Origin of the sequence: Novilysobacter antarcticus, assembly GCF_019802285.1 — a bacterium.
Classification (GTDB): Bacteria; Pseudomonadota; Gammaproteobacteria; order Xanthomonadales; family Xanthomonadaceae; genus Novilysobacter; species Novilysobacter antarcticus.
In genome coordinates this window covers 13,423-36,667 of the sequence record NZ_JAIEUJ010000001.1, presented here as the reverse complement: position 1 = coordinate 36,667, position 23,245 = coordinate 13,423, and the positions used below count along the sequence as shown (strand labels likewise).

Annotated in this window: 21 protein-coding genes; 3 read left to right on the top strand and 18 right to left on the bottom strand. The window is 66.2% G+C overall.

The annotated features are described in order from the left end of the window. Positions 1 to 2: 2 nt before the first annotated feature. The 8 genes from KZ491_RS00175 to KZ491_RS00140 form a co-directional block, all read right to left on the bottom strand. On the bottom strand, positions 3 to 497 hold the full coding sequence (locus tag KZ491_RS00175) for a DUF4381 family protein (RefSeq protein WP_222563879.1): 495 nt from the start codon (positions 495 to 497) through the stop codon (positions 3 to 5). Further along, complete coding sequence (locus KZ491_RS00170) at positions 497 to 1,390, bottom strand: DUF58 domain-containing protein (protein ID WP_343225501.1); 894 nt, start codon at positions 1,388 to 1,390, stop codon at positions 497 to 499. The genes KZ491_RS00175 and KZ491_RS00170 overlap by 1 nt, the downstream gene beginning before the upstream one ends. Further along, on the bottom strand, positions 1,387 to 2,415 hold the full coding sequence (locus tag KZ491_RS00165) for an AAA family ATPase (protein WP_222563877.1): 1,029 nt from the start codon (positions 2,413 to 2,415) through the stop codon (positions 1,387 to 1,389). Before KZ491_RS00165 ends, KZ491_RS00170 begins: the two co-directional genes overlap by 4 nt. 148 nt (positions 2,416 to 2,563) lie before the next feature. Further along, complete coding sequence (locus tag KZ491_RS00160) at positions 2,564 to 4,510, bottom strand: type IV pilus secretin PilQ (protein ID WP_246606430.1); 1,947 nt, start codon at positions 4,508 to 4,510, stop codon at positions 2,564 to 2,566. 19 nt (positions 4,511 to 4,529) lie between these two features. Continuing rightward, the gene (locus KZ491_RS00155) at positions 4,530 to 5,087 is read right to left on the bottom strand and encodes a pilus assembly protein PilP (protein ID WP_425493062.1); all 558 of its coding nucleotides are present in this window, start codon (positions 5,085 to 5,087) and stop codon (positions 4,530 to 4,532) included. Then, complete coding sequence (locus tag KZ491_RS00150; RefSeq protein WP_222563876.1) at positions 5,084 to 5,749, bottom strand: type IV pilus inner membrane component PilO; 666 nt, start codon at positions 5,747 to 5,749, stop codon at positions 5,084 to 5,086. Before KZ491_RS00150 ends, KZ491_RS00155 begins: the two co-directional genes overlap by 4 nt. Continuing rightward, on the bottom strand, positions 5,746 to 6,534 hold the full coding sequence (locus KZ491_RS00145; protein ID WP_222563875.1) for a PilN domain-containing protein: 789 nt from the start codon (positions 6,532 to 6,534) through the stop codon (positions 5,746 to 5,748). Before KZ491_RS00145 ends, KZ491_RS00150 begins: the two co-directional genes overlap by 4 nt. Then, positions 6,534 to 7,592, bottom strand: a complete 1,059-nt coding sequence (locus KZ491_RS00140) for a pilus assembly protein PilM (protein ID WP_043957862.1) — start codon at positions 7,590 to 7,592, stop codon at positions 6,534 to 6,536. Before KZ491_RS00140 ends, KZ491_RS00145 begins: the two co-directional genes overlap by 1 nt. 245 nt (positions 7,593 to 7,837) lie before the next feature. Here KZ491_RS00140 and KZ491_RS00135 point away from each other — a divergent pair, with 245 nt between their 5' ends. Continuing rightward, entirely contained in the window at positions 7,838 to 10,342 is a 2,505-nt protein-coding gene (locus tag KZ491_RS00135) for a penicillin-binding protein 1A (RefSeq protein ID WP_222563874.1), read from the top strand. Between the two features lie 45 nt (positions 10,343 to 10,387). Then, a complete protein-coding gene (locus KZ491_RS00130) occupies positions 10,388 to 11,089 on the top strand; it encodes a hypothetical protein (RefSeq protein ID WP_222564655.1) in 702 nt (233 codons plus the stop codon). A gap of 51 nt (positions 11,090 to 11,140) precedes the next feature. Here the strand turns inward: KZ491_RS00130 and KZ491_RS00125 are convergent, their stop codons facing one another. From KZ491_RS00125 to KZ491_RS00080, 10 genes are all read right to left on the bottom strand, one after another. After that, positions 11,141 to 12,433, bottom strand: a complete 1,293-nt coding sequence (locus tag KZ491_RS00125) for a citrate synthase (RefSeq protein WP_222564654.1) — start codon at positions 12,431 to 12,433, stop codon at positions 11,141 to 11,143. A gap of 251 nt (positions 12,434 to 12,684) precedes the next feature. Beyond that, positions 12,685 to 12,927 carry a type B 50S ribosomal protein L31 gene (locus tag KZ491_RS00120; RefSeq protein ID WP_043957864.1) on the bottom strand — a complete coding sequence of 81 codons (243 nt, stop codon included), beginning with the start codon at positions 12,925 to 12,927 and terminating at the stop codon, positions 12,685 to 12,687. Between the two features lie 74 nt (positions 12,928 to 13,001). Further along, a complete protein-coding gene (locus tag KZ491_RS00115) occupies positions 13,002 to 13,943 on the bottom strand; it encodes a nucleoside hydrolase (RefSeq protein WP_222563873.1) in 942 nt (313 codons plus the stop codon). Next, the gene (locus KZ491_RS00110; protein WP_222563872.1) at positions 13,940 to 15,361 is read right to left on the bottom strand and encodes a M28 family metallopeptidase; all 1,422 of its coding nucleotides are present in this window, start codon (positions 15,359 to 15,361) and stop codon (positions 13,940 to 13,942) included. Before KZ491_RS00110 ends, KZ491_RS00115 begins: the two co-directional genes overlap by 4 nt. A gap of 116 nt (positions 15,362 to 15,477) precedes the next feature. Continuing rightward, positions 15,478 to 17,622 carry an ATP-dependent DNA helicase RecG gene (gene recG / locus KZ491_RS00105; protein WP_222563871.1) on the bottom strand — a complete coding sequence of 715 codons (2,145 nt, stop codon included), beginning with the start codon at positions 17,620 to 17,622 and terminating at the stop codon, positions 15,478 to 15,480. Continuing rightward, positions 17,615 to 17,998, bottom strand: coding sequence for a RidA family protein (locus tag KZ491_RS00100; RefSeq protein ID WP_222563870.1), 384 nt, complete (start codon positions 17,996 to 17,998; stop codon positions 17,615 to 17,617). The genes recG and KZ491_RS00100 overlap by 8 nt, the downstream gene beginning before the upstream one ends. Before the next feature lie 48 nt (positions 17,999 to 18,046). Beyond that, positions 18,047 to 20,227 carry a RelA/SpoT family protein gene (locus tag KZ491_RS00095; RefSeq protein WP_222563869.1) on the bottom strand — a complete coding sequence of 727 codons (2,181 nt, stop codon included), beginning with the start codon at positions 20,225 to 20,227 and terminating at the stop codon, positions 18,047 to 18,049. 188 nt (positions 20,228 to 20,415) lie between these two features. Continuing rightward, the gene (rpoZ, locus tag KZ491_RS00090) at positions 20,416 to 20,715 is read right to left on the bottom strand and encodes a DNA-directed RNA polymerase subunit omega (protein WP_043957870.1); all 300 of its coding nucleotides are present in this window, start codon (positions 20,713 to 20,715) and stop codon (positions 20,416 to 20,418) included. A 101-nt stretch (positions 20,716 to 20,816) separates the two neighbouring features. Continuing rightward, positions 20,817 to 21,446, bottom strand: a complete 630-nt coding sequence (gene gmk / locus KZ491_RS00085) for a guanylate kinase (RefSeq protein ID WP_222564653.1) — start codon at positions 21,444 to 21,446, stop codon at positions 20,817 to 20,819. A 33-nt stretch (positions 21,447 to 21,479) separates the two neighbouring features. Next, positions 21,480 to 22,340, bottom strand: a complete 861-nt coding sequence (locus KZ491_RS00080; protein WP_222563868.1) for a YicC/YloC family endoribonuclease — start codon at positions 22,338 to 22,340, stop codon at positions 21,480 to 21,482. Between the two features lie 107 nt (positions 22,341 to 22,447). Between KZ491_RS00080 and rph the strand changes: the two genes are divergently transcribed. Beyond that, on the top strand, positions 22,448 to 23,203 hold the full coding sequence (gene rph / locus KZ491_RS00075; RefSeq protein ID WP_222563867.1) for a ribonuclease PH: 756 nt from the start codon (positions 22,448 to 22,450) through the stop codon (positions 23,201 to 23,203). Positions 23,204 to 23,245: the final 42 nt, after the last annotated feature.

Here is a 23,245-nt window from a genome sequence, read left to right as displayed (position 1 = left end):
GCTCACGTGGCGGCCATCCACTGCTGGAACCGCGCACGCGCCAGTGATCGCAGGGCCGCGACATCGGCCGGGTCGACGTCGCTCTCCGGCCGGAAGGCACCTTCCACCAGCAAGCGTCCCGGTGCGCCGGCGAACCCGCCGTCGGCCGCGCCGGACCTCCGCCTGCGCCGGCCATCGCCAGCGTGGCGGTCGAGAAATGCCAGCCACGCATCCCCCCGCAGGCGGTCGGCTGACGGATCGATACGGCGCGCGGCGCGGCGTAAAAGCTGGGAGATGGCTGCCACTTCATCCACCGGGGTCGGCGCGTCAGCAACGGCGCTGTCAAAGATCGCTGCGATCTCCCGCCGTCGCTGCGCGCGCTTCCACCGCACGGCCATCATGACACCCAGCACCAGCAGGACGGCACCCGCCAGCAGCCACCATCCCGGTGCAGGCGGCCAGAACGGCGGCGCCGGCGGCTGGTGGATATCACGCAGCAGCAGTGTCGGGTTCTGCATCACGCAACCAGTGCGGGACGTCGGTCCTGCAGCGCCAGCCAGGATTCGCTGGGGGCATCGCTGGACAGGACATGCACCCGCACGCCGCGGGTGGGCAGGGTCTTCAGCACAGCACGCACGGGGGCGGAGAACTCGGCGTCCCAGCGCTGCCGGGCGGCAGCCCCGGCCAGATCGACCTCGACCCGATGGCCTCCAGCTTGGAAAGGCAGCACCGCAGAAGGCGGATGCACCTCAAGCGGATCGGTCAACAGCAACAGGACCACCTCCTGGTGGCGCGCGAGCGCGGTCCAGCGGGACGCAGGCAGGGCGGCGACACTGGCAGGATCGGCCAGCACCAGCACCCGGGAGCCCGGCCGCAACACCCGCTGGGCATGGTCCAAAGCGACTGGCAGGCCTTTGTCGTTATCGGGCGGGGCGGCGTACCAACGCGCCAGCGCTTCGATCACCCGCAACGCTCCGCGTGCGCCTCCAGCCGGGGAAACCGGCGGTTCGACGGTGGACCCGCGCAGGGCCGCGACGCGATCACCGTCGCGGATCGCGGCCCAGGCCGCAATGGCCCCGGCGCGCGCCGCCTGCACCGACTTGAAGCGCACACGGGTACCGAAATACAGGCTGTCGGCAGTGTCGGCGACGATGAGACTCAGTCGCTCCCGCTCGGCCTGGTAGAGCTTGGTGTGAGCACGCCCCGTGCGCGCGGTCACCCGCCAGTCGATGTGGCGCGCGTCGTCGCCTGCGGCGTACTCGCGCGACTCGGCGTATTCCATGCCGCGGCCCCGCATCGGTGAAATGGCCTGGCCACCGCCATGACTGCCCCTCCGCGCCGTCCGGCGCCCGGTTACTGCGGCGCGCAGTGCCACCAGTTCATCGATCCGGGGGATGACCCCATCGCTCACGGCAACGGCACCTTGGCAATGAGTTCGGCCACCAGGCGATCCCCGTCCCACCCTTCTGCGGTGGCTTCGTAACTGGGCAATACGCGATGGCGCAACACGTCCGGCGCGACGTCGCGCACGTCGTCGGGAGTGACGAAATCACGGCCCAGCAGCCAGGCGCGCGCACGCGCACAACGCTCCAGGGCGATGGATCCGCGCGGGCTCGCGCCCCACTCGATCCGGCGCGCGAGGGCGGCGTCGTAGCTGCTGGCGTCACGCGAGGCCAGCACCAGCTCCACCAGGTATCGTTCCACCATCGGCGCGACGTGCAGCTCGAGCACCTCCGCGCGCGCTGCGAAGACGTCCTCCAGCGGCAAACGCTGGAACGACTGCTCGGTGTGGGTCAGCGCGCGGCGCGCCTGATTGCGTGCCAAGGCCAGGATGCGTGTTTCGGCGTCCACGTCGGGGTAGCCGATCCGTACGTGCATCAGGAAACGGTCCAGTTGCGCTTCAGGCAGGGGGAATGTCCCCTCCTGCTCGATCGGGTTCTGGGTCGCCATGACCAGGAACAGATCCGGCAACGGATAGGTCGCCCGGCCTACCGTGACCTGGCGCTCGCCCATCGCCTCCAGCAATGCCGACTGCACCTTCGCCGGCGCGCGGTTGATCTCGTCGGCCAGCAGGATCGGATGAAATACCGGGCCCGGCATGAACTCGAAACGGCCATCCTGCGGCCTCCAGATCTCGGTGCCGGTCAGATCCGAGGGCAGCAGGTCCGGGGTGAACTGCACGCGGGCGAAGTCCGCGTCTAGCCGCGATGCCAGCGCTCGGATCGCCGTTGTCTTGGCCAGCCCGGGCGCACCTTCCACCAAAAGATGGCCATCCGCGAGCAGTGCGATCAACAGCCGTTCGACCAACCGTGATTGGCCGATGATCTGTTCCGACAACGCGGCCCTCAGCTCGTCAAACGCCGCCTGCAGCCGACCTTGCGTGGGGGGTTCGCCGGTCCCGGCGGCTGGAGCGAAATCGTCAGTCACATGTTCCATCAAGAATCCCGGTTGCGGCCCCGATTGCAGGCGTGGGGCAAGTTTGACCGAACTGGGCGCGAGGGGTTCAACGCGCTGATACCGACGTTCAGCGTTTCGCCAAAAAAAACGGAGCCCGAAGGCTCCGTTTTCCCATCCCACCGCCGGGTCAGTTGCGGTGGTTGCGCTGCGACACTTCCAGCACCTTGGGGGTGACGAAGATCAGCAATTCCGCCTTTTCCTTCTGGCGACCCTTCTTCTTGAACAGGTTGCCAAGGAAGGGGATGTCGCCCAGGAAGGGCACCTTGCTCGCGTCTTCGCGGTCGCGGAACTCGTACACACCGCCAACCACGACGGTCTGGCCGTCCTCCACCAGCACCGCGGTGTTGACTTCGCGGGTGCTGATCTGGGGCACGTCGCCGATACCGGTTTTGACGAAGCCCTCGATCTCGTCTTTCTTGACGTTGAGGTTGAGGAATACGCGGCCGTCGTTGGTGATGGTCGGCGTGACCTTCATCTCCAGCACGACTTCCTTGAACTGCACGCTCGGGGTCGCCACGCCGCCCGCCGTCGCCGGCTGGATGGTCACGTAACCCACTTCCTGACCCTGCTTGATCACCGCTTCCCGCTGGTTGCTGGTGACGATGCGCGGGTTGGAGATCACCTCACCACGGCCCTGCGTCTGCATCGCCGACAGCTCGATGTCGAGCAGGTAACCGGCATTGAGGATCGACAGCGCGACCGCGCCGGCGGGGTTGGCCACGGCCAGGTTGCTCATCAGCGCGCGCTTGATAATGGTGTCCGGGTCGCCGTCATTGACCGAGTTCAGATTTTCCCGATTTACTTCCAGGTCACCGCTGAAGCCGACATTGTTCTTGGTCCCGCTGACGCCGAACCGCGCGCCCAGCTCACGCGAGAAACTCTCGGTGGCGACCACGACGCGCGCCTCGATCACAACCTGGTCGACCGGACGGTCGATCACGGCGATCAGCTCCTTCATCTCGGCGACCTTCTTCGGCGTGTCGCTGATCATCAGGGTATTGGTCCGCTCGTCGGCGACCAGACGGCCGCGCGGCGACAGGAAGCCGGTGTCGGTATTGCTGCTGCCGCCACCCGAACCGCCGCTGCCACCCGAACCGCCGACCCCCTTGGCTTCGGTCAACGCCGTGTAGATCTGGCCGGCGTTGTGGTAGTTGATCTGGATGTACTCGGTGGTCAACTCGACCCGGTTGGACATGGCGATCCGCGCATCTTCACGGGCCTGCTCATGCTGGGCCAGCTCGGCCTGGGGAGCCACCCACACGACGTTGCCGCTGCGACGCTTGTCCAGGCCCTTGGCCTGCAGCACGATGTCCAGCGCCTGGTCCCACGGCACGTTGATCAAACGCAGCGTCACGTTGCCCTGCACGGTGTCGGCGGCAACGATGTTGAGGTTGGATTCCTCGGCCACCAGCTGCAGCACGGTACGCACCGGCACGTCCTGGAAGTTGAACGTGACCGGACGGCCGCCGTAGACCTTGGTCTCCGTCGTCGAAACGCCACTGGTTGCGCCCATCGCCGGTGCACGGCTCGACTTGGCAGCCGTGGCCACCTCAGCGCGCGGCACGATCTCGACCACGTAGTCCTTGCCGGTCTGGTAGGCCATCGACTCGAACGGACCGCCGGTGTTGAGCACCAGGGTGGTGCCACCGCCGCTGCTGCGCGCTTCGATGTTGTCCACCGGAGTGGCGAAATCGGACACGTTGAGCGGTCGCTGCAGGTTCGCCGGCAAGGACGCGTTGGCCACGTTGATGACCACCGAGCTGCCCTGGCTGCGCATGTCCGGCGCAGCGCCTTCGCCGGTGAAGCTCAGGATCAGGCGACCCGCGCCCCCGTCACCCCGCTTGAAATCGATGTTGGACACCGAGACGGTTCCAGGCACCTGCTTGGCAGGATCCGGGCTGGAGGCCGGTGCGACATGCGCACTGGTCACCTGGCCCGGGTCGGCGCCCACCGGTCCGGCGGCATGCACCCCACTGACGGCGGCCATCGCCCCCAACAGCAGGCCCAAACCTGTATTGCGGAGCACCATGGGGCGCTGCGCACGTGGCGATCGTATGGCTTTGTAAACGGTCATCGTGCTAATTCCCCAATCCTTATTGATCTTCCAAGGTGAGCGACGCCGGACGTTCCAGCCAGCCCCCCGCACCGTCCGACACCAGTTCCACCAACTCGATGCGGTCCTCGAACACGCCGGTCACCCGGCCGTCGCTCTGACCCATGTACTCCCCCCGGGTCACTTTGTAGGTCACCTTGTCGGGCGCCATCACCAGGGCAACGGTTCCACCGCCCCGGCCCAGCGTCCCCACCATGTCCAGCGAATCCAGCGGAAACTGCTCCAGCGGCACCTTGCGCCGATCCGAATCCGGCCGTGGGCCGCCGCCGTTGTCGCGGTCGGTGAACGCGTTGCTGAAAGGATCCCGCAGGCCGTGCGCGGCATATTCGAAGGTCTCGAACTGCTGCATGATCGGCAACGGATCCAGTGGCGGTGCCGGTCGCATCTTGACGTCCGCGACCCAGCCTTCCAGGTTCGGCGCATCGCCGTAGGTGCTGGTCACACCGCGGGTGCAGCCGGCCGCAGCGACGAGCGCCAATACCACCACCAGCAGACGTGGCGCTCCCGCACGGCGGCGGATGGTCGAGCTACCCATCATTTTGCCCCCTTCTTTTCAGCTTCAGCGGCAGCGGCTTGCTCCGCCATCTCTTCTTCGTCCAGATAGCGGTAGGTCTTCACCGTGCCGGCCAGTTCCAGCGGCGAGTTGGCGGTGATGCCCGTCTCCTTGCCCTTGCCGCGTGGCTTCAGCGAGATGTCGTGCATCGTCATGATGACAACCCGTGGCAGTGATGCCACGCCGCTGACAAAGCCACCGAACTGGTGATACGAGCCGACCATGCGCAGGGCGATGGGCTTCTCCGCGTAGAACTCCTTGGGCTGCTCGGGGCCGGGCTGGAACAGCTCGTTGGCGATGCCGGTGGCCAGCGCAGTCTGCGAGATGTCGACGATCAGGTCGGGCATCTCGGTCTTGCTCGGCAACTGCCGCAGCATCTGCTGCAGTTGCTGCTCCATCTCGGCCAGTTGCAGCTTCAGCGGCTCCAGGTTGGATGCCCTGCCCTGCTTGGTCTCGAAGGTGCCTCGCAACTCGGTTTCGGTGCGCTCCAGGCTTTCCAGGGTCTCGCGCTTGTCGCGCACGAACAGCCACCAGCTGAGCCCCACGATCAGCAGCGCCAGGATCACGCACAGGCCGATCTTCGCCTGTTGCGGCCAGCCGCCGATGTTGTTGAAGTCCAGTTCCTTGATATTGATTTTCTTGCTCACGACGCGGCTCCACTCTCAGGGGCAACGGCCGACGCGGCCGGCGCGGCGGGTTCCTCGTTTGCGTCGTCGGGCTTCGGGGCGAGATCGGCTGCGTCCTCGCTGCGTGCAGCCTGACCGGCATCGGATGCAGCGCTCGTCTCGGGCGCGGACGCTCCCGCCGACTCGGCGACAGCCTCAGTCGCTGTATCGAGCTGGGCGACCTGCCCATCTACAACGCCATCCCCGTCCTCGTCCCCGGTCGCGCTGGGATTGGCCAGCTTGACCTGCAACTTGAACTCGTACGGCAGGCCCTGCTCGAACCCCTTGGCCTCAATGATCGACAGCTCGGGACGGGTCATCCAGCCCGAGCCTTCCAGGTTGCGCATATAGGTACTGACGCGGGCATTGGACTGCGAGCGGCCTTCCAAAGTGAGGATCTCGTTGTCCTGCTTGATGGAGGTCAGCACGACGCCGTCGGGGATGGTGCGCACCAGCGAATCAAACAGATGCACCATCTGCGAGCGGTTGGCCTGCAACTCCTCGATGACTTCCTTGCGCGCCAGCAGCTGGGACTTCTTGCGGTCCAGCTCGTCGATCTCCTCGATCTTCTTGTCCACCTCGGCGATGTTGGCCTTGAGGAAATCGTTGCGCTCGTTCTGACCCTCGATCTGGGCGTTGTGGTACCAGATGATCATGAATGACAGCACGATCGCACCCAGCGCGGACAGCGCCAGCAGCAGCATGGTGTCCTTCTGGCGCTGCTTGCGGCGCTCAGCGCGCCACGGAAGAAGGTTGATCCGTGCCATCAGTCAAAACTCCTCAAGGCCAGTCCGCACGCGATCATCAAGGCCGGGGCGTCCTGCGCAAGCGCATGCGCCTGCACGCGTGGACCCAACGTCATGTGTGCCAGCGGGTTGGCGACCATCGTCGGGACCCCCAGCTGCTCCTCGACCAGTGGCGCGATGCCGGCAATCGCCGCGCACCCGCCGGCCAGCACGATCTGGTCGACGCGGTTGTGCTCGCTGCCTGCATAGAAGAACTGCAACAGACGGCTGACCTGCTGGACCAGGGCCTCCTTGAATGGATCGAGGGTTTCCGTCTCGTAGGTCTCCGGCAGTCCGCCCTGGCGCTTGGCCAGACCGGCTTCTTCGTAGCTCAGGCCATAGCGCCGCATGATCTCGTCGGTCAGCTGCTTGCCGCCGAACACCTGCTCGCGGCTGTAGATGCTGCGACCCTGGCGGATGACGTTGAGCGTGGTCATCGTCGCGCCTGCATCGATCAGCGCGACCAGCCCGTCGCGCGGGATGGGCAGCTGATCGGCGATCAGGGCAAATGCGTTCTCGATCGCGAACGCTTCCACGTCCATCACCTGGGGGATCAGCCCGCCAAGCTCGAGCGCGGAGGCGCGGACTTCGACGTTCTCCGAGCGCGATGCGGCCAGCAGCACCTGCACCGAATCCGGACTGCCCGGCATCGGCCCGAGCACTTCGAAGTCGAGGTTCACTTCCTCGATCGGATACGGCACGTAGTTGACCGCTTCCAGCTCGACCTGGGCTTCCAGATCATCGCCGTCCAGCTCGGCCGGCATCGGAATCACCTTGGTGATCACCGCCGATCCGGAGACGGCTGCTGCAGCGTGCTTGGCGCGGGTGCCCGAGCGGGCCATGGCGCGCTTGATCGCCTCGCCAACCGCCTCGGGTTCCACGATGTTCATTTCCACCACCGCGTTGGGTGGCAACGGTTCCACCGCGTAGTGCTCCACGCGATACCGGTTGCCAGCCCGCGACAGCTGCAGAAGCTTGACCGCAGTCGAACTGATATCCACGCCGACGAGTGCCGGCTGGCTCTTCTTGATGACGCCCAAAGTTATCTCCCCTTGCCATCAGATGCTGTACGCACCGCTTGTGGCCGATCCTTAGATAACGGACTTTTCACAAGCCCGCAAGCACTTCCATCCCCAACTGCCCACCAGTGCCCGTTTCTGTCGCAAATGGGCTTGCCCCGCGCCGCAGTATTCCAGACCCGCGGCGTCTTGTCTTGATACGCAGCGCCCGCTTCACGGTCCTCTATACTTGCCGATTGCCGAAACCGTCACCCGGACCTCATTCGATGCCTCTTCGTTTCCGACGTTTCCTGCGCTGGGCCGTGCTGGCGGTGATCGGCTTGGCGGTACTCGGCGTACTGGCACTCGCCACCGTCTACTACCTGATCTCGCCCAAGCTGCCCGACGTGGAGTCCCTGCACAACGTCGAGCTGCAGGAGCCCATGTACGTCTATGCCCGCGATGGGCGCCTGATGGCGGTCTTCGGCGAGACGCGCCGCTACCCGGTCGACATCGCCGATGTGCCGGAGCCTCTGAAGCAGGCGTTCATCGCTATCGAGGACAGCCGATTCTACGAACACAATGGCGTGGACTACCGCGGCGTTGCACGGGCCGTGTGGTTGCTGGCGACAACCGACGACAAGCGGGTTCCAGGCGGTTCGACCATCACCCAGCAGGTCGCGCGCCAGTTCTTCCTGAGCTCCGAGTACAGCTACACCCGCAAGATCGCGGAGATGATGCTTGCCTGGCGGATGGAAAACGAGCTGTCCAAGGACGAGATCCTCGAGCTGTATCTCAACAAGAGCTTCTTCGGCAACCGGGCCTATGGCGTTGCCGCAGCGGCGGAGTTCTATTACGGCAAGAAGCTCAACGAACTGGACCTGGACGAGATGGCCTCGCTGGCCGGCATCCCCAAGTTTCCATCCAGCGGCAACCCGTTGAGCAACCCCGACCGCGCGAAGATCCGCCGCGACTACACGTTGCAGCGCATGGCCGAGCTGGGCTTCATCAGCGCGGACGATGCCGCTGCCGCCCGCGCGGTGGCGATGCACGCCAGCCCGCACGAGCCGCCGCTGCAGATGTACTCGCCGTTCGTGGCCGAGATGGTGCGGCAGGAAATGATCGCCCGCTACGGTGCCGAAGCACTGACCCGCGGCTATCACGTCATCACCACCATTGACCCGCAGATGCAGGCGGCGGCGAACCAGGCGGTCCGCGACGGGCTGGTGATCTACGACAAGCGGCACGGCTGGCACGGCGTGGAGCAACACTTCGACCTGGCCGAGGACGAGGACGCTGCGACCGTGCAGGCCCGCCTGCGCGGCATCTCCGCGCAGTCCGACATGATTCCCGCGATCGTCCTGTCCACCGCCGGCAACGGCGCCAGCCTGGTCCTGCCCAGCGGCCGCGAAGTGACCCTGGAAAAGGGTCAGGGCTGGGGTGGGCGCAGCCCGGCGCAGTTGCTCAAACGCGGTGACCTGGTACGGGTCCACCGCATCGAACCATCGGAAAAAGACACCGGGTCAAACGCGGCCGACGTGGAATTGCCCAAGTACCAATTGACCCAGCTGCCCCGTGCCGAGGCGGCACTGGTGTCGCTGGAAGCCGACACCGGCGCGCTGCGCGCCCTGTCGGGCGGCTTCAGCTTTGCCGGCAGCAAGTTCAACCGCGCCACCCAGGCCCGGCGCCAGCCCGGCTCCAGCTTCAAGCCCTTTCTGTACGCCGCCGCGTTGGAACAGGGCTTCAACCCGGCTTCCGTGGTCCTGGACGCACCGGTGGTGTTCAAGGACCGGCGCGGACACGAGTGGCGACCGCAGAACGACGACGGCCGCTTCTCCGGGCCGATGCGCTTGCGCGAGGCGCTGGTGCGGTCGCGCAACCTGGTTTCGGTTCGCCTGCTGGACACGATCGGCGTCAATTACGCGCGCAAGTACATCAGCCACTTCGGCTTCGAGGAGGCGAGCTTGCCGCCCAATCTGTCGATGTCGCTGGGCACCGCTTCGTTGACCCCGATGTCGATCGCGCGCGGTTACGCCGCCTTCGCCAATGGGGGCTTCCTGGTGGATCCGTGGTTCATCGAAGAGGTCCGCGACCGCGATGGCGCGGTGGTGTTCCAGGAGAACCCGAAGACCGCTTGCCGGACATGCCGCGGCACCAGCGGATCGAGCGGCGCGACGTCAGCGCCTGCTTCCACGGTGGTCGGGGGGTTCAATCTTGGCCCAGCCACCTCGGCACCGCCCAAGGTGACAGCGGACGTTGAGATCGACGAGGAGCCAGCCGCGCCGCCGCGCGAGGACTTGATCGTTGCGCCCCGCGCAATTGACGGCCGGGTCGCCTACCAGATGGTTTCCATGATGCGCGACGTCGTCCAGCGCGGTACCGGCGTCCGGGCCAAGGTGCTGGGGCGCGAGGACGTGGGCGGCAAGACAGGTTCCACCAACGAGCATCGTGACGCCTGGTTCTCCGGCTTCGGCGGCGATCTTGCGACCACGGTGTGGGTCGGTCGTGACGACTTCAAACCACTTGGCCGCGGCGAATACGGCGGCGCGGCGGCACTGCCGATCTGGATCGAGTTCATGCGTGCGGCACTGGAGGATCGCCCCGTCAGCGCGAACACGCCGCCCGACGGAATGATCGAGGTACAGGTGTCAGCCAACGGCACGCTGATTCCCGGCGCAAGCGGCGGCCTGACCGAATGGGTGAAAGTCGAAGACCTGGAGCGCATGCAAAGCGACACCGCTTACTATGACTCGTCGGACGAACCAGCCGAGGAAACCTTCGACATCTTCTGACGCGTGGCGCGTCGCAACGGGAGGCAGGCCGTGTCAAAACGCCCCCTGAAGTCCACCCGCTCCGGCGGTAAGGCCGGCGGGAAATCGAGCAGGTCGCGACCGCACGCCCGCAGCGATGCCCACTCGCGTATCCGCGAGGGTGTCGCGCGCGAAGCCGCCCGGCTGATCAGCACGGGCGAAGCCGGCGACTACCCGCAGGCCAGGCGGAAGGCTTCGCAACGGATGGGGATACTCGACAAGGCGCTGCTGCCGGCCAACCAGGACATCGAGCAGGCACTGCAGGACTACCAGCGCCTGTTCCGACCGGAAACCGCGGAGCTGTCGTATCGCTATCGGGAGGCGGCGCTGGAAGCCATGGCATTCCTTGCGCCCTTCCAGCCACGGCTGACCGGTCCGGTCCTGGACGGCACCGCCGATGCGCAGAGCGTGGTTACCCTGCACCTGCACGACGACGACGCGGACGCGTTCGCCCACCACCTGCAACAGCACGACATCCCGGCCGACACCGACCTGCTCCGCTTGCGCCTGGATGCCCACCGGGAGGGAGAATTCCCGGTCTGGCGCTTCTTCGCGGGCGACGTCCCGTTCGAACTGGTCGGCCTGCCGTCACTGCAGGTCCGGCAAGCACCCTTCGCACCGGGTGACGACCAGCCGATGCGGCGCGCCAGCGCGACCCAATTGCGTCGCCTCATGCAGGACGAGGACGGGTCCCTGGACACCGCTGCCGGCACCGGGCCAGACGCATGAAAAACCCCGCTCAAGGCGGGGTTTCCATTGACAGCGGATTTCAGTACCCGATCAACGCTTGTCCACGCCGGGGTAGTCGCGATTGGCCGCGCCGGTATAGATCTGGCGCGGACGGCCGATCTTGTTTTCCGGATCGTCCTGCTGTTCCAGCCAATGCGCGACCCAGCCCGCGGTACGTGCGATGGCGAACATCACCGTGAACATCTCCACCGGGATACCAAGCGCCTTGTAGATGATCCCGGAGTAGAAGTCGACGTTGGGGTACAGCTTGCGCTCGACGAAGTAATCGTCCTTCAGGGCGGCCTCTTCGAGCTTCATGGCCACATCCAGGAGCGGGTCGTTGATGCCGAGTTCGCCCAGCACTTCGTGGGTCATCTTGCGCACCAGGGCTGCACGCGGATCGTAGTTCTTGTACACCCGGTGACCAAAGCCCATCAGGCGGAAACCCGAATCACGGTCCTTCGCGCGGTCAACAGCCGACTGCACGTTCTCGGGACGGCCGATCTCGCTGAGCATCTTCAGCACGGCCTCGTTGGCACCGCCGTGCGCGGGGCCCCACAAGGCGGCAACGCCGGCGGCGACGCATGCGTAGGGGTTGGCACCGGTGGAGCCGACCAGGCGCACCGTCGAGGTGGAAGCGTTCTGCTCGTGGTCGGCGTGCAGGATGAACAACAGGTCCATCGCCTTGGCAGCAATCGGGTTGAGCTCCAGCGGCTCGCTCGGCACTTCGTAGAGCATGTGCAGGAAGCGGGTCGTGTACTCGAGGTTGTTGCGCGGATGGTTCAACGGCCAGCCGACCGAATGGCGGTAGCAGGCAGCAGCTATCGTCGGCACCTTGGCGATCAGGCGAATGGCCGCCAGGCGGCGCTGCGCCGGATCCTCCAGATCGAGTTCGTTGTGGTAGAAGCTCGCCATCGAGCCGAGCATGCCGACCAGCATCGCCATCGGATGGGCGTCATGGCGGAAGCCGCCCAGGAAGCCGGTAAAGGCCTCATGGATCATCGTGTGATGGGTAACGTCGTGCTCGAAGGCGGAAAAGCCGGCCTTGTCGGGCAGCTCACCGTTGATCAGCAGATAGGCGACTTCGAGGAAGTTGGACTTCTCCGCGAGCTGCTCAATCGGGTAGCCGCGATACAGCAGCACGCCCTCTTCGCCATCGATGTAGGTGATGGCCGACTTGCAGCTGGCGGTTGCGGTGAAGCCCGGGTCATACGTGAAACAGCCGGTGGCGCGCGGCACCTTGGCGATCTCGATGCAGGGAGCGCCCAAGGTGGGATGCTGAACCGGCAGCTCGACAGCCTTGCCGCCAACGGAGAGGGTGGCCTGATCGGTTGAGGCGTTCAGGCTGGACGACGTATCGGACACAAAATGCTCCTGATGTCTGCACGTTCGCGCATCGCGCGAAACGGGAGGGGGACAAAGGATCGCAACGAATGGCGAACACCCAATTATCGCACAATGCCCTGGCGCATGGACGCAAAAGCGCCCTTCAGTGATGGTCCGTTGTGTTGCATCAGGACGCCAAAAACAACAACGGCCACCTTTCGGCAGCCGTTGTCAAAACCCGTATATACAGCGCGTTGCGCCGCCGATACTTACTTGGCGTAGCGCTTGCGGAACCTGTCCACGCGGCCGCCGGTATCCATGATCTTGTGCTTGCCCGTGTAGAACGGGTGCGAGGCCGACGAGATGTCGATCTTGATCAGCGGATACTCGTTGCCGTCTTCCCACTTCACCGACTCCTTGCTGCCAAGGGTCGAGCGGGTCAGGAACTGGAAATCGCTGGTCACGTCCTGGAACACGACTTCGCGGTATTCGGGATGGATGCCGGCTTTCATTGGCACTCACCAATCTATGCGGAAGGAAGCTGACAATAATAGCGGGCTTTGCATGGACGGCGCAAGTACACGACTCAGATCGCGGCCAGTGCGGCCTGCACGCGTCGCTGGAAGCGTGGGCGGTCGTAAGCCCGCACAATGGACGCGTTGCCGCCGGCGCCGGATTGTTCAACACGCCAGTCCACCACCGTGGCCCCGCGCGTGTGGCGACCCTCAGTCTCGACCACCAGTGCGCGCCGGGCGACATCGAGGGCGCTTTCGGGCTCCAGTGCGTGGGCCATGGCGAGCGCATCGGCGGCGTACCAGTCATCGCCGCGGCGATCGGCCGACCACTCCCGGGTCTTGCGCGAAATCGCGTCGAAAAACTTTGCCCGCGGGCTGTCGACGGCCAGCCACTGCAGCACCTCGCCATGGGGAAGGCCGTGCGAAATCGTCGCCTCCCAGTCAACCAGGTCGAAGTGCGGGAACGCAGAGAGCACGATGTGGGCAGCCTCAGGATCGAAGGCGATATTGAACTCTGCATGCGCGGTCATGTTGCCGTGACCGGTGACCGCCCCGCCCATCACCACCAGCCGGCCGATCCGCGAAGGCAGTGTCGGATCCAGCTTGAGCGCAACCGCCAGATTGGTCAGGGGGCCGAGCGCGACCAGCAGCAACTTGCCCGCATGCTGGTGCGACAGGCGCAGGATCGCGAGCGCGGCATGCTCGGATTCGGCCCGGCGCGGCGATGGCGCGAGGCCGACGTCACCCAGCCCGTCCTGGCCGTGCACATAAGCTGCGTCGACTGCGGGGTGCAGCAGCGGCGCTGCGCAACCGGCAAACACGGGGACATCCGCCCCCGCCACGTCACAGATCTTCAGTGCATTGGCGACGGTGTGCGTCAGGCCGACATTGCCGGCCGCGATCGTCAGTCCGATGACGTCGTGGCGGGGATCGTTGAAGGCCATCAGCAGGGCGAGGGCGTCATCCACGCCGGGATCGGTGTCGATGAGCAGGGGGATGCGTTGGTCAGTCATGGTGTGGCTCGATTCTCCTTGAGGGGCTCGCCCGCTTGTGACGCTTTGTAGCCGCCAAAGCTCCCGGCGGCGCCGGGGAACACCACCGGGCTCTCGGCGCCGTTGCTGGACACGGACGCAACGCCGAAGAAGTAGTTGTCGATGACGACGTCCTTTAGGGTGGTTTCACCCACGTTGCCGACGTAACGGCTGTGGGTCCACTGTGGCTCGGTCGTCAGCCGCCAGTAAAGCTTGTAGCCGGCCAGGTCGGGTGCCTGCGCCGCGGGGACAGGTGACCAGCGCAGGGTCGTGTCGGCAGTCACCGCGCCCTCGATTTCGACATCTGCCGGCGGTGGCGGCGCGCCGGCCAGCCCGGCCAGGGTCACTGCGTTGAGCGCGGTCAGCTTTGCGGCGTAGGCGAAATCGACGCCGTCGATGGTATCGCCGTAGACCACCCCGCCCTCCGTGCGCAGGTCCTGGTGCTGGCGGTCATAGTGCTCGTTGGCCTCCATCACGCGCACCGCGGGCGCACCGATGTCACTGAAGGGACGATGGTGCCCACCGCGCCCGAAGCGATCCAGGCGGTACACCATCATTACGTCCAGGTTGGGCACGTAGAGATCCGCCATCCGGTCGATGTAGCGGGCGAGGTTGCGCGAGGGCGAGTCCACCTCGCCGCCGGTGAAGCGTCGCGCCGTCGCCTGCTCCGGGGTTTCGTTGAAACGCGTGCCTTCGGCGAACACGCGCGCGGTGGTGTTGTCGATCACGCCATTGAGCCCGACGATGTTGCCGATCATGTCGTTGTTGAGCACCGCCTCGATCCGCCAGCCATTGTCGATCGCGTGCCGGGCAAGGATCCTGCCGCCGAAAAGGCCCTGCTCCTCGCCGGCCAGCGCGGCGTAAACGATGGAACCGGCAAACCGGTGCTTCGACAGCACCCGCGCCGCCTCCAGCGTGCCGGCGACACCGGACGCGTTGTCATTGGCACCCGGCGCGTCGGAGGTCGCGTCCATCACGTCCGACACGCGCGAGTCGATATCGCCGCTCATGATCACGTACCGGTCGGGATCGCTGCTGCCGCGCTGGATCGCGATCACGCTGACGATTTCGACCGGATCCGGTATCCGGGTCTCGCCGGACACGACGTCGCTGACATAGCGCACTTCAAGGCAGCCGCCGCACTGGGCGGAGATGCGCTCGAATTCGGCCTTGATCCAGCGCCGCGCCGCGCCGATCCCGCGCGTCTCGGAGGTCGTATCGGACAGCGTGTGGCGGGTGCCAAATCCCACCAGGGTGCGGATGTCGGTCTCGATGCGCTGGGCCGAGGGCGCAATGCCGATCTGTTCCAGCTCGGGCTGGGTGGCCGGTGGTACCGGGGCGGCCGCGAGCGCGGAAAGCGGCAGGCACAGCAGCAGTGCAGACATCAGCTTGGACCGCATGCGTGGATCTCCGTGGCAGGTCAGGTCAGGTCAGATCAGGTCAGGTCAGCGCGACGCTGGCTGGCAGCGTCGCGGCCGATCACCATAACCCCGAACCCGCGCTGCGGCAGCGCGGATCATGCGCCGGCATAGCGCACCGCGGTGCCGATCCAGCGCAGCACGATGCGCTCGGCAACCTCGGGGGAATCGCGTAACAGCCGCTCGGCCAACTCATGCACCTGCGGCAGGAGGTCGGCATCGCGGACCAGGTCGGCGAGGCGGAATTCGGCAAGGCCGGTCTGGCGGGTGCCCAGCAGCTCGCCGGGGCCACGCAGCTCCAGGTCCTTCTCGGCGATCAGGAAGCCGTCGTTGGTGGCGCGCATGGTTTCCAGACGCTGCCGGGCCAGCATCGACAGCGGCGAGCGGTACATCAGCACGCAGCTGGATGCCTCGCTGCCGCGCCCTACCCGCCCGCGCAACTGGTGCAGCTGGGCCAGGCCGAGACGCTCGGCATTCTCGATGATCATCAGCGACGCGTTGGGAACGTCCACGCCGACCTCGATCACGGTCGTCGCCACCAGCAGGTCGATCCGACCCGCCTTGAAGTCGGCCATCGTCGCCTGCTTTTCGGCGGCCTTCATGCGCCCGTGGACCAGGCCAACCTGCAGTTCGGGCAATCCGGCGACCAGCGTCTCGAACGTGGTCTGCGCGGCCTGCGCCTCGATCTTCATCACGGCGCCGGGTTTTGCGTCCTCATCGGGTTCATCGATCAGGGTGCATACCCAGTAGGCCTGCCGACCCTGCGCGCAGGCGGCGCGGATCCGCTCGACCAGCTCCGGGCGGCGCTCACTGGCCAGCACGACGGTCTGCACCGGGGTCCGCCCGGGCGGAAGCTCGTCGATCGACGACACGTCCAGGTCCGCATAGGCGGACATCGCCAGTGTGCGCGGGATGGGCGTGGCGGTCATGACCAGTTGGTGCGGAACCATGCCCGCGTTGGCACCGCCCGTGGCGCCCTTGTCGCCCTTGTCGCGCAGGGCCAGCCGCTGGTGAACACCGAACCGGTGCTGCTCGTCGATGATCGCCAGCGCCAGGTCGTTGAAAACGACGCTCTCCTGCATCACCGCGTGGGTCCCGACCACCACCCGGGCGGCGCCGGAGGCCACGTCCGCCAGCGCCTGCTGCCTCGCCTTGCCGGTGACCTTGCCGGCCAGCCAGACCAACGGAACATCCAGCGGCGCCAGCCACTCGCGAAAGTTGGCCAGGTGCTGCTCGGCAAGCAGCTCGGTGGGCGCCATCAGGGCCACCTGGCGGCCGCTGGCCACCGCGACCAGTGCGGCCAACGCGGCAACGACGGTCTTGCCGGAGCCCACATCGCCCTGCACCAGGCGCAGCATCGGCGACGACCGGGCCAGATCGGTGCATATCTCCGCAAAGACGCGTTGCTGGGCGCCGGTCAACCGGTAAGGCAGCTGACTCCGCATCGTCGTGGCAAGGCTCTGATCGAGCAGTTCCGGCGCGCGATGTGCCTGCTGGGCGATTCGCTGCCGGCGCAGGCTGAGATGGTGGGCCAGCAGCTCTTCCAGTGCCAGCCGGCGTTGGGCCGGATGGGTGCCGGCCAGCAAGGCAGTGACGTCGGCGTCGCGCGGGGGGCGATGCACGGTCAACAACGCTTCGCGCAGCGGCGGCAGATCACCGGCGTCGGCCAGCAACTCCAGCGTCTCGCTGTCGGGCAAACGGTCCAGGGCCAGACCGATCAGCCGGCGGAGCGTGACCGGGCCGATCCCTTCCACGGTCGGATACACGGGATCGAGCGCATCGCCCAGCGCATCGCCCCCAGCGGTGCCGAGCACCTGGTAGCTGGGATGCACGATCTCCAGGCCATGCTGACCGGGACGCGGCGTCCCATAACAGCGCAACAGCGCGCCAACCTCGAACTGCGCCACCTGCGCGGCGCGAAAGTGGAAAAACCGCACCACCAGAGTCGACGCGGAATCATCGGTGATCGCGACCCGCAGGACCGGGCGGCCGCGGAAACCGCGCTCGACGGCAAGGACACGACCCTCGATCTGCGCGGCAACACCCGGCCGCAGGTCGCCGATCGGGGTCAGGCGGGTGCGGTCCTCGTATTGCCGCGGCAACTGGAACCACAGATCCTGCAGGGTGTGCAGGTCACGCGCCGCGAGCTTTTCCGCCATTCGCGGCCCGCAGCCGGCCAATGCGGTCAGCGGGGTCTCCCCCGCCGCCGCCAATACCGGAGTACGACGAGTCGCTCTAGCCAAGGACGAGGATCGCGTCGACCTCGAATGCCGCGCCCTTGGGAAGGCCGGAGACCTCGATGGTCGAACGCGCCGGGTACGGGGCCTGGAAGTACTCGGCCATCACCGCGTTCACATCGGCAAAGTCAGCCAGGTTGGTGAGGTAAAGCCCGAGCCGGGCGACCTGCGCCAACGATCCGCCGGCCGCTTCACAGACCGCCTTGAGGTTGTCGAACGACTGTCGGGCCTGCGCGGCCACGTCACCGTCGATGAGTTCACCAGTCGCGGGATCCAGCGGGATCTGGCCGGACAGGAACACGGTCTGACCCATGCGGACGGCCTGGGAATACGGGCCGATCGCCGCCGGGGCGTTATCGGTATGGATCGGGGTACGGGACATGCGGGCTCCAGAATCACAGGTGTCAGCCGGCATTGTAGAAGCGCCGGCTCAGATCCGCTGCACGCCGAGCACCACGCTGAGCCGTCGCACCTTGCGGATCACGTTGGCCAAGTGGCGCCGATCCTTCACTTCGATCGAGAAACGCAGCACCGCCACGTTGATGTCGCGCTCCAGGTACTCCACCCGGTCGATGTTGGATTTGGCGTCGGCCACGGCTGCCGCCACCTGTGCCAGCGCACCCGGGCGGTTGTCGACCTCGATCCGCAGCGCCGCGCTGAAGTCGCCGCTGACGGTATGGTCCCAACCGATCGATATCCAGCGGTCCGGTGATTTGCGGTACTCGGCGACGTTGGGGCACTCCTTGCGGTGCACCACGATCCCCTTGCCGGCGGTGTGGTAACCCATGATGTCGTCCCCGGGCAGCGGCATGCAGCAGTTGGCGAAACTGATCACGCCGCGCTCGCTGCCGGTGATGAGGATCTTCTCCTGCGTCATCGAGGTGTGTGCCGGCGCGGGCGCCGCATCCTCGCCCGGGGCACTGGCCAGTGCGTAGGCCACCTGGCTGGGCATCTTGTTGCCCAGGGCAATGTCGGCCAGCAGGGCTTCCAGGCGCGGATGACGGCCCTCCTGCAGATAGCTGTCCAGACGTGCGGCCGGGACCCGCTCCAGCGAGCTGCCCAAGGCTTCCAACGCCCGGTCCAGCATCCGGTGCCCGAGCTGCACGGCGTCTTCGTGGCCCATCTGCTTGAGCTGGTGGCGGATCGCGGTGCGCGCCTTGCTGGAGACGACGTATTCCAGCCACTGCGGCTTGGGCGTGGACGACTTGGCGGTGATGATCTCCACCCGCTCGCCGTTGGACAGGCGCGTGCGGAGCGGCACCAGCTTGCCGTCGACCCGGGCCGCCACGGCCTGGTTGCCGACGTCGGTGTGGACGGCGTAGGCGAAATCCAGGGCGATGGCATTGCGCGGCAGCGACAGGATGTCGCCCTTGGGCGAGAACAGGTAGACCTCGTCCGGGAAGAGGTCGATCTTGACGTTCTCGAGAAACTCCAGCGACGAGCCGGTGGCGTGCTGGGACTCGACCAGTCCGCTGATCCAGTTGTAGGCACGGTTCTGCGCACTGTTGGGTGCTTGTCCGCCGTCCTTGTAGGTCCAATGGGCGGCCACGCCCTTCTCGGCCACCAGGTCCATCTCTTCGGTTCGCAGCTGGACCTCGATCGGCGAACCGTAGGGGCCGAACAGCACGGTGTGCAGGGACTGGTAACCGTTGGCCTTGGGGATGGCGATGAAATCGCGGAACCGGGCGTCCAGCGGTTTGTAGACCGAATGGACGACGCCAAGCGCGTGATAGCAGTCGGCGACCGTGCGCAGCACGATCCGATACCCAAACACATCCATCACCTGGGCAAAGCTCTTCCCCTCCGCGCGCATCTTGGTGTAGATGCTCCACGGCGACTTCACGCGGCTGATCAGGCGGTGCGGCAGCTGCTCCTTGGCCAGTCGCTGGGCGAGGTTGGCCTCGATCTGCACCAGCGCTTCACGGCGCACCATCGGCTCGGCACGGATGCGCTTTTCCAGCACCGCATGGCGGTACGGGTGCAGCGCGCGGAAACCCAGATCCTGCAATTCGCTTTTGATCTGGTTCATGCCCAGGCGCTGGGCGATGGGCGCATAGATATCCAGCGTTTCGCGGGCAATGCGCTGGCGCGACTGCGGATCCTTCGCTCCCAGCGTGCGCATGTTGTGCAGGCGGTCGGCGAGCTTGATCAGGATCACCCGCAGGTCGCGCGACATCGCCAGCAACATCTTGCGGAAGCTTTCCGCGTTCGCCTCCTGGCGATCACGGAACTGCAGCTTGTCCAGCTTGGTCACGCCATCCACGAGCTCGGCCACCGTGGGACCAAACTGGGAGGCGATGTCGTCCCATCCAAGCGACGTGTCCTCGATGGTGTCGTGCAGGATCGCTGCCAGCAGCGTCTCCACGTCCAGGCCCTGCTCGGCCAGGATGCGGGCGACCGCCACCGGATGGGTGATGTAGGGCTCGCCGGAGCTGCGCGTCTGCCCCGAGTGCGCCGCCGCCCCCACCGACCAGGCCAGGCGCAACTGCGCCCGCTGGGACTCATCCAGGTATTTTGCCGCCCGCTCCAGGTCAAGCATGTAGTCCGGCAAGGTCGCCGGATCCACGATCTGGGGGGTGGAGGTGCTACAGACAGGCTCGAAAGAAGTCATGCAGGCAATCTACGCGGGGGACGGATCACAGCGCAACGCAGGTGCTGGCGCGTGGCGGGGTGGCGTGGATCGCGGCCGTGACGGGCGGCGCCGGGATGCCGCAAAAACAGACGGCCCCGCCGAAGCGGAGCCGTTGTCGGAGCTGCCGGGGGTCCAGTCAACGCGACTGGATCGGCGCGACGGATTGCTCAGTCGTCGCCCTTGGCCAGGTCCTCGTCGGTGACGACTTCCGCAGCCGCCCACTCCAGCGCCTCGCGCTCCTTGCGCTCGCGCTCGGACTTGTCGACGGCATCGATGAAATCGCTGTCGATCACGCGGGCGGCGATCTCACGCAGGGCCAGCACAGTCGGCTTGTCATTGCCTTCGCTGTTGTCGAGCTTGGGCTCGACGCCGTTGGCAAGCTGACGCGCGCGCTTGGCGGCCATCATGACGAGTTCGAAGCGGTTATCCACCACTTCCAGGCAATCTTCTACGGTGATGCGGGCCATGGGGCTCCTGGCGGCCGGCGGGCCGTCATGCAGATGCAAAGGGGACGGAATTGTAACGATTCACTGCGCCACAAGCAAGTTGTCGCTTGGGAATCAAGCAGTTAGCCGTGCTCCGGTTCATTGGCGAGCAAGGCGGTGATCAACTTTCCGTGGCGCGCGACCTGAGCCTCGCGACGCAACCGGCTGGCGGTGAATATCGCGCACATCTCCTCAACCGCGGTGTCGAAGTGCTCGTTGACGATGACGTAGTCAAATTCCGCGTAATGCGACATCTCCTCGCGTGCCGCCGCCAGCCTGCGCGCGATCACCTCTTCACTGTCCTGGCCGCGGTTGCGCATGCGCTCCTCCAGCGCGGCCCGTGACGGCGGCAGGATGAAAACGCTGACGGCACCGCGCAGCTTGTTGCGGACCTGGCGCGCGCCCTGCCAGTCGATCTCCAGCAGCACGTCCTTGCCGCTGGCCAGTTGCGGCTCGACCGACTGCCGTGCGGTGCCCTTCCAATCGCCGTGGACCCGCGCATGTTCGAACAGCTCACCGGCCTCCACCATGCGCTCGAAGGTGGCCTCGTCGACGAAATGGTAGTGCTCACCGTCCACTTCACGTGGTCGCTCGGGACGCGAGGTGAAGGAGATCGACAGGCGGATGTTGGGATCGCGCGCCAGCACCGCGTTGACGATGCTGGACTTGCCCGCACCCGACGGCGCGGCAACGATAAACAGGGTTCCACGCATGCTCATCGGCTGCTGGTCCTCAACGGATTGCGGTTATTCAATGTTCTGGATCTGTTCGCGGACCTGATCGATCAGGACCTTCAGCTCGACCGCAGCAGTGGAGCTGCGCGCGTCCACGGATTTGGAACCCAGGGTATTCGCCTCACGGTTGAACTCCTGCAGCAGGAAGTCCAGGCGCCGGCCCACGGCCTGGCTCAGCCCGAGTACCCGGCGCGCTTCGCTGACATGCGAATCGAGCCGGTCGAGTTCTTCGTCCACGTCGAGTTTTTGCAGCCACATCACCAGCTCCTGCTCCAGCCGGCCCGGGTCCACCGGCTGCGCGAGCTCGGCCAGGCGATTCTCCAGTTTGGTGCGCTGGCCCTGGCGGATCGCCGGCATCAACGCGCGCACCTGCCCGGCGATCGCTGCGATGGCATCCACGCGCTCGGCAATGCCGGCGGCCAGCTTGCTGCCCTCTCGCTCGCGCGCTGCGATGAATTCGTCCACCACCTCATCCACCAGCGCCAAGGCCTCGGCCTGCAGCGCGGCGCCATCGACCGCCGGCGCCTGCAGCACGCCGGGGAATTGCAGCAACTGGGTGAAGTCGACCCGCAGGCCCGGGAATGGCGAGGACAGCTGGAGCGCCAACTCGGACAGCTCGCGCAGCCGCGCCGGGTCGGTGTGCAAGCCGCCTTCTCCTTCCGGAGAACGTAGCCGCAGGCTGATGTCGAGCTTGCCGCGGCTGATCCGGGAGGCAATGCGCTCGCGCAGGACCGGTTCCAGCGAGCGCAGGTCATCGTGCAGGCGCATGCCGATCTCGAGGAAGCGGTGGTTGACCGAGCGCAGTTCGCAACCCAGCGTGCCCCACGGAGTGACGCGTTCGCCGTTGGCGAAGGCGGTCATGCTGCGGATCATTGGCGGTGCCTTGTGGTGAGGTGGAAGGGGATGCCGAAAGGGGCACTCGGGGGTGAATGGTAAACTCGCCCGCCCAAAACCCCCTAACTTCCAACGGCAACCAACGCATGTCAGCACGTGGTACGAACGAATTCTCCCGGCCCAGCGGCCGCGCTCCGGACCAGCTGCGCGAGGTCCGCATCGAACGCGCGTTCACCCGCCACGCCGAAGGATCGGTGCTGATCAGCTTCGGCGATACCCGGGTGCTGTGCACCGCCAGCGTGGAGAACCGGGTACCCGGTTTCCTGCGTGGCAAGGGCGAGGGCTGGGTCACCGCCGAGTACGGCATGCTGCCGCGCGCCACCAACACCCGCAACGATCGCGAGGCGGCCCGCGGCAAGCAGGGGGGACGCACGCTGGAAATCCAGCGTCTGATCGGCCGCTCGCTGCGCGCCTGCGTGGACCGAAAAATGCTGGGCGAGCGCACCATCACCCTGGACTGCGATGTCCTTCAGGCCGACGGCGGCACACGCACCGCGGCCATCACCGGCGCCTACGTGGCGCTGGTGGACGCGGTGAACTGGATGATCAAGCGTGGCGACGTCAAGCCCAAGTCGGGACGCAGTCCGATATTCGGTGCGGTGGCGGCGGTTTCAGTGGGCATCTATCGCGGAGTGCCGGTACTTGACCTGGATTACGCCGAAGACAGCGATTGCGACACCGACATGAACGTGGTGATGAACGATGGCGGCGGCTTCATCGAGGTGCAGGGAACGGCGGAAGGGCATGCCTTCCGCGCGGAGGAGCTCGCCGCGATGACCTCGCTGGCGGCGCAAGGCGTGACCGAACTGGTCGCCCTCCAGCGTGAAGCGCTCGGGTTGTGAGCGAACGCGGCTGCAGCCGGGATCGGGGCGTGGCATGACTGC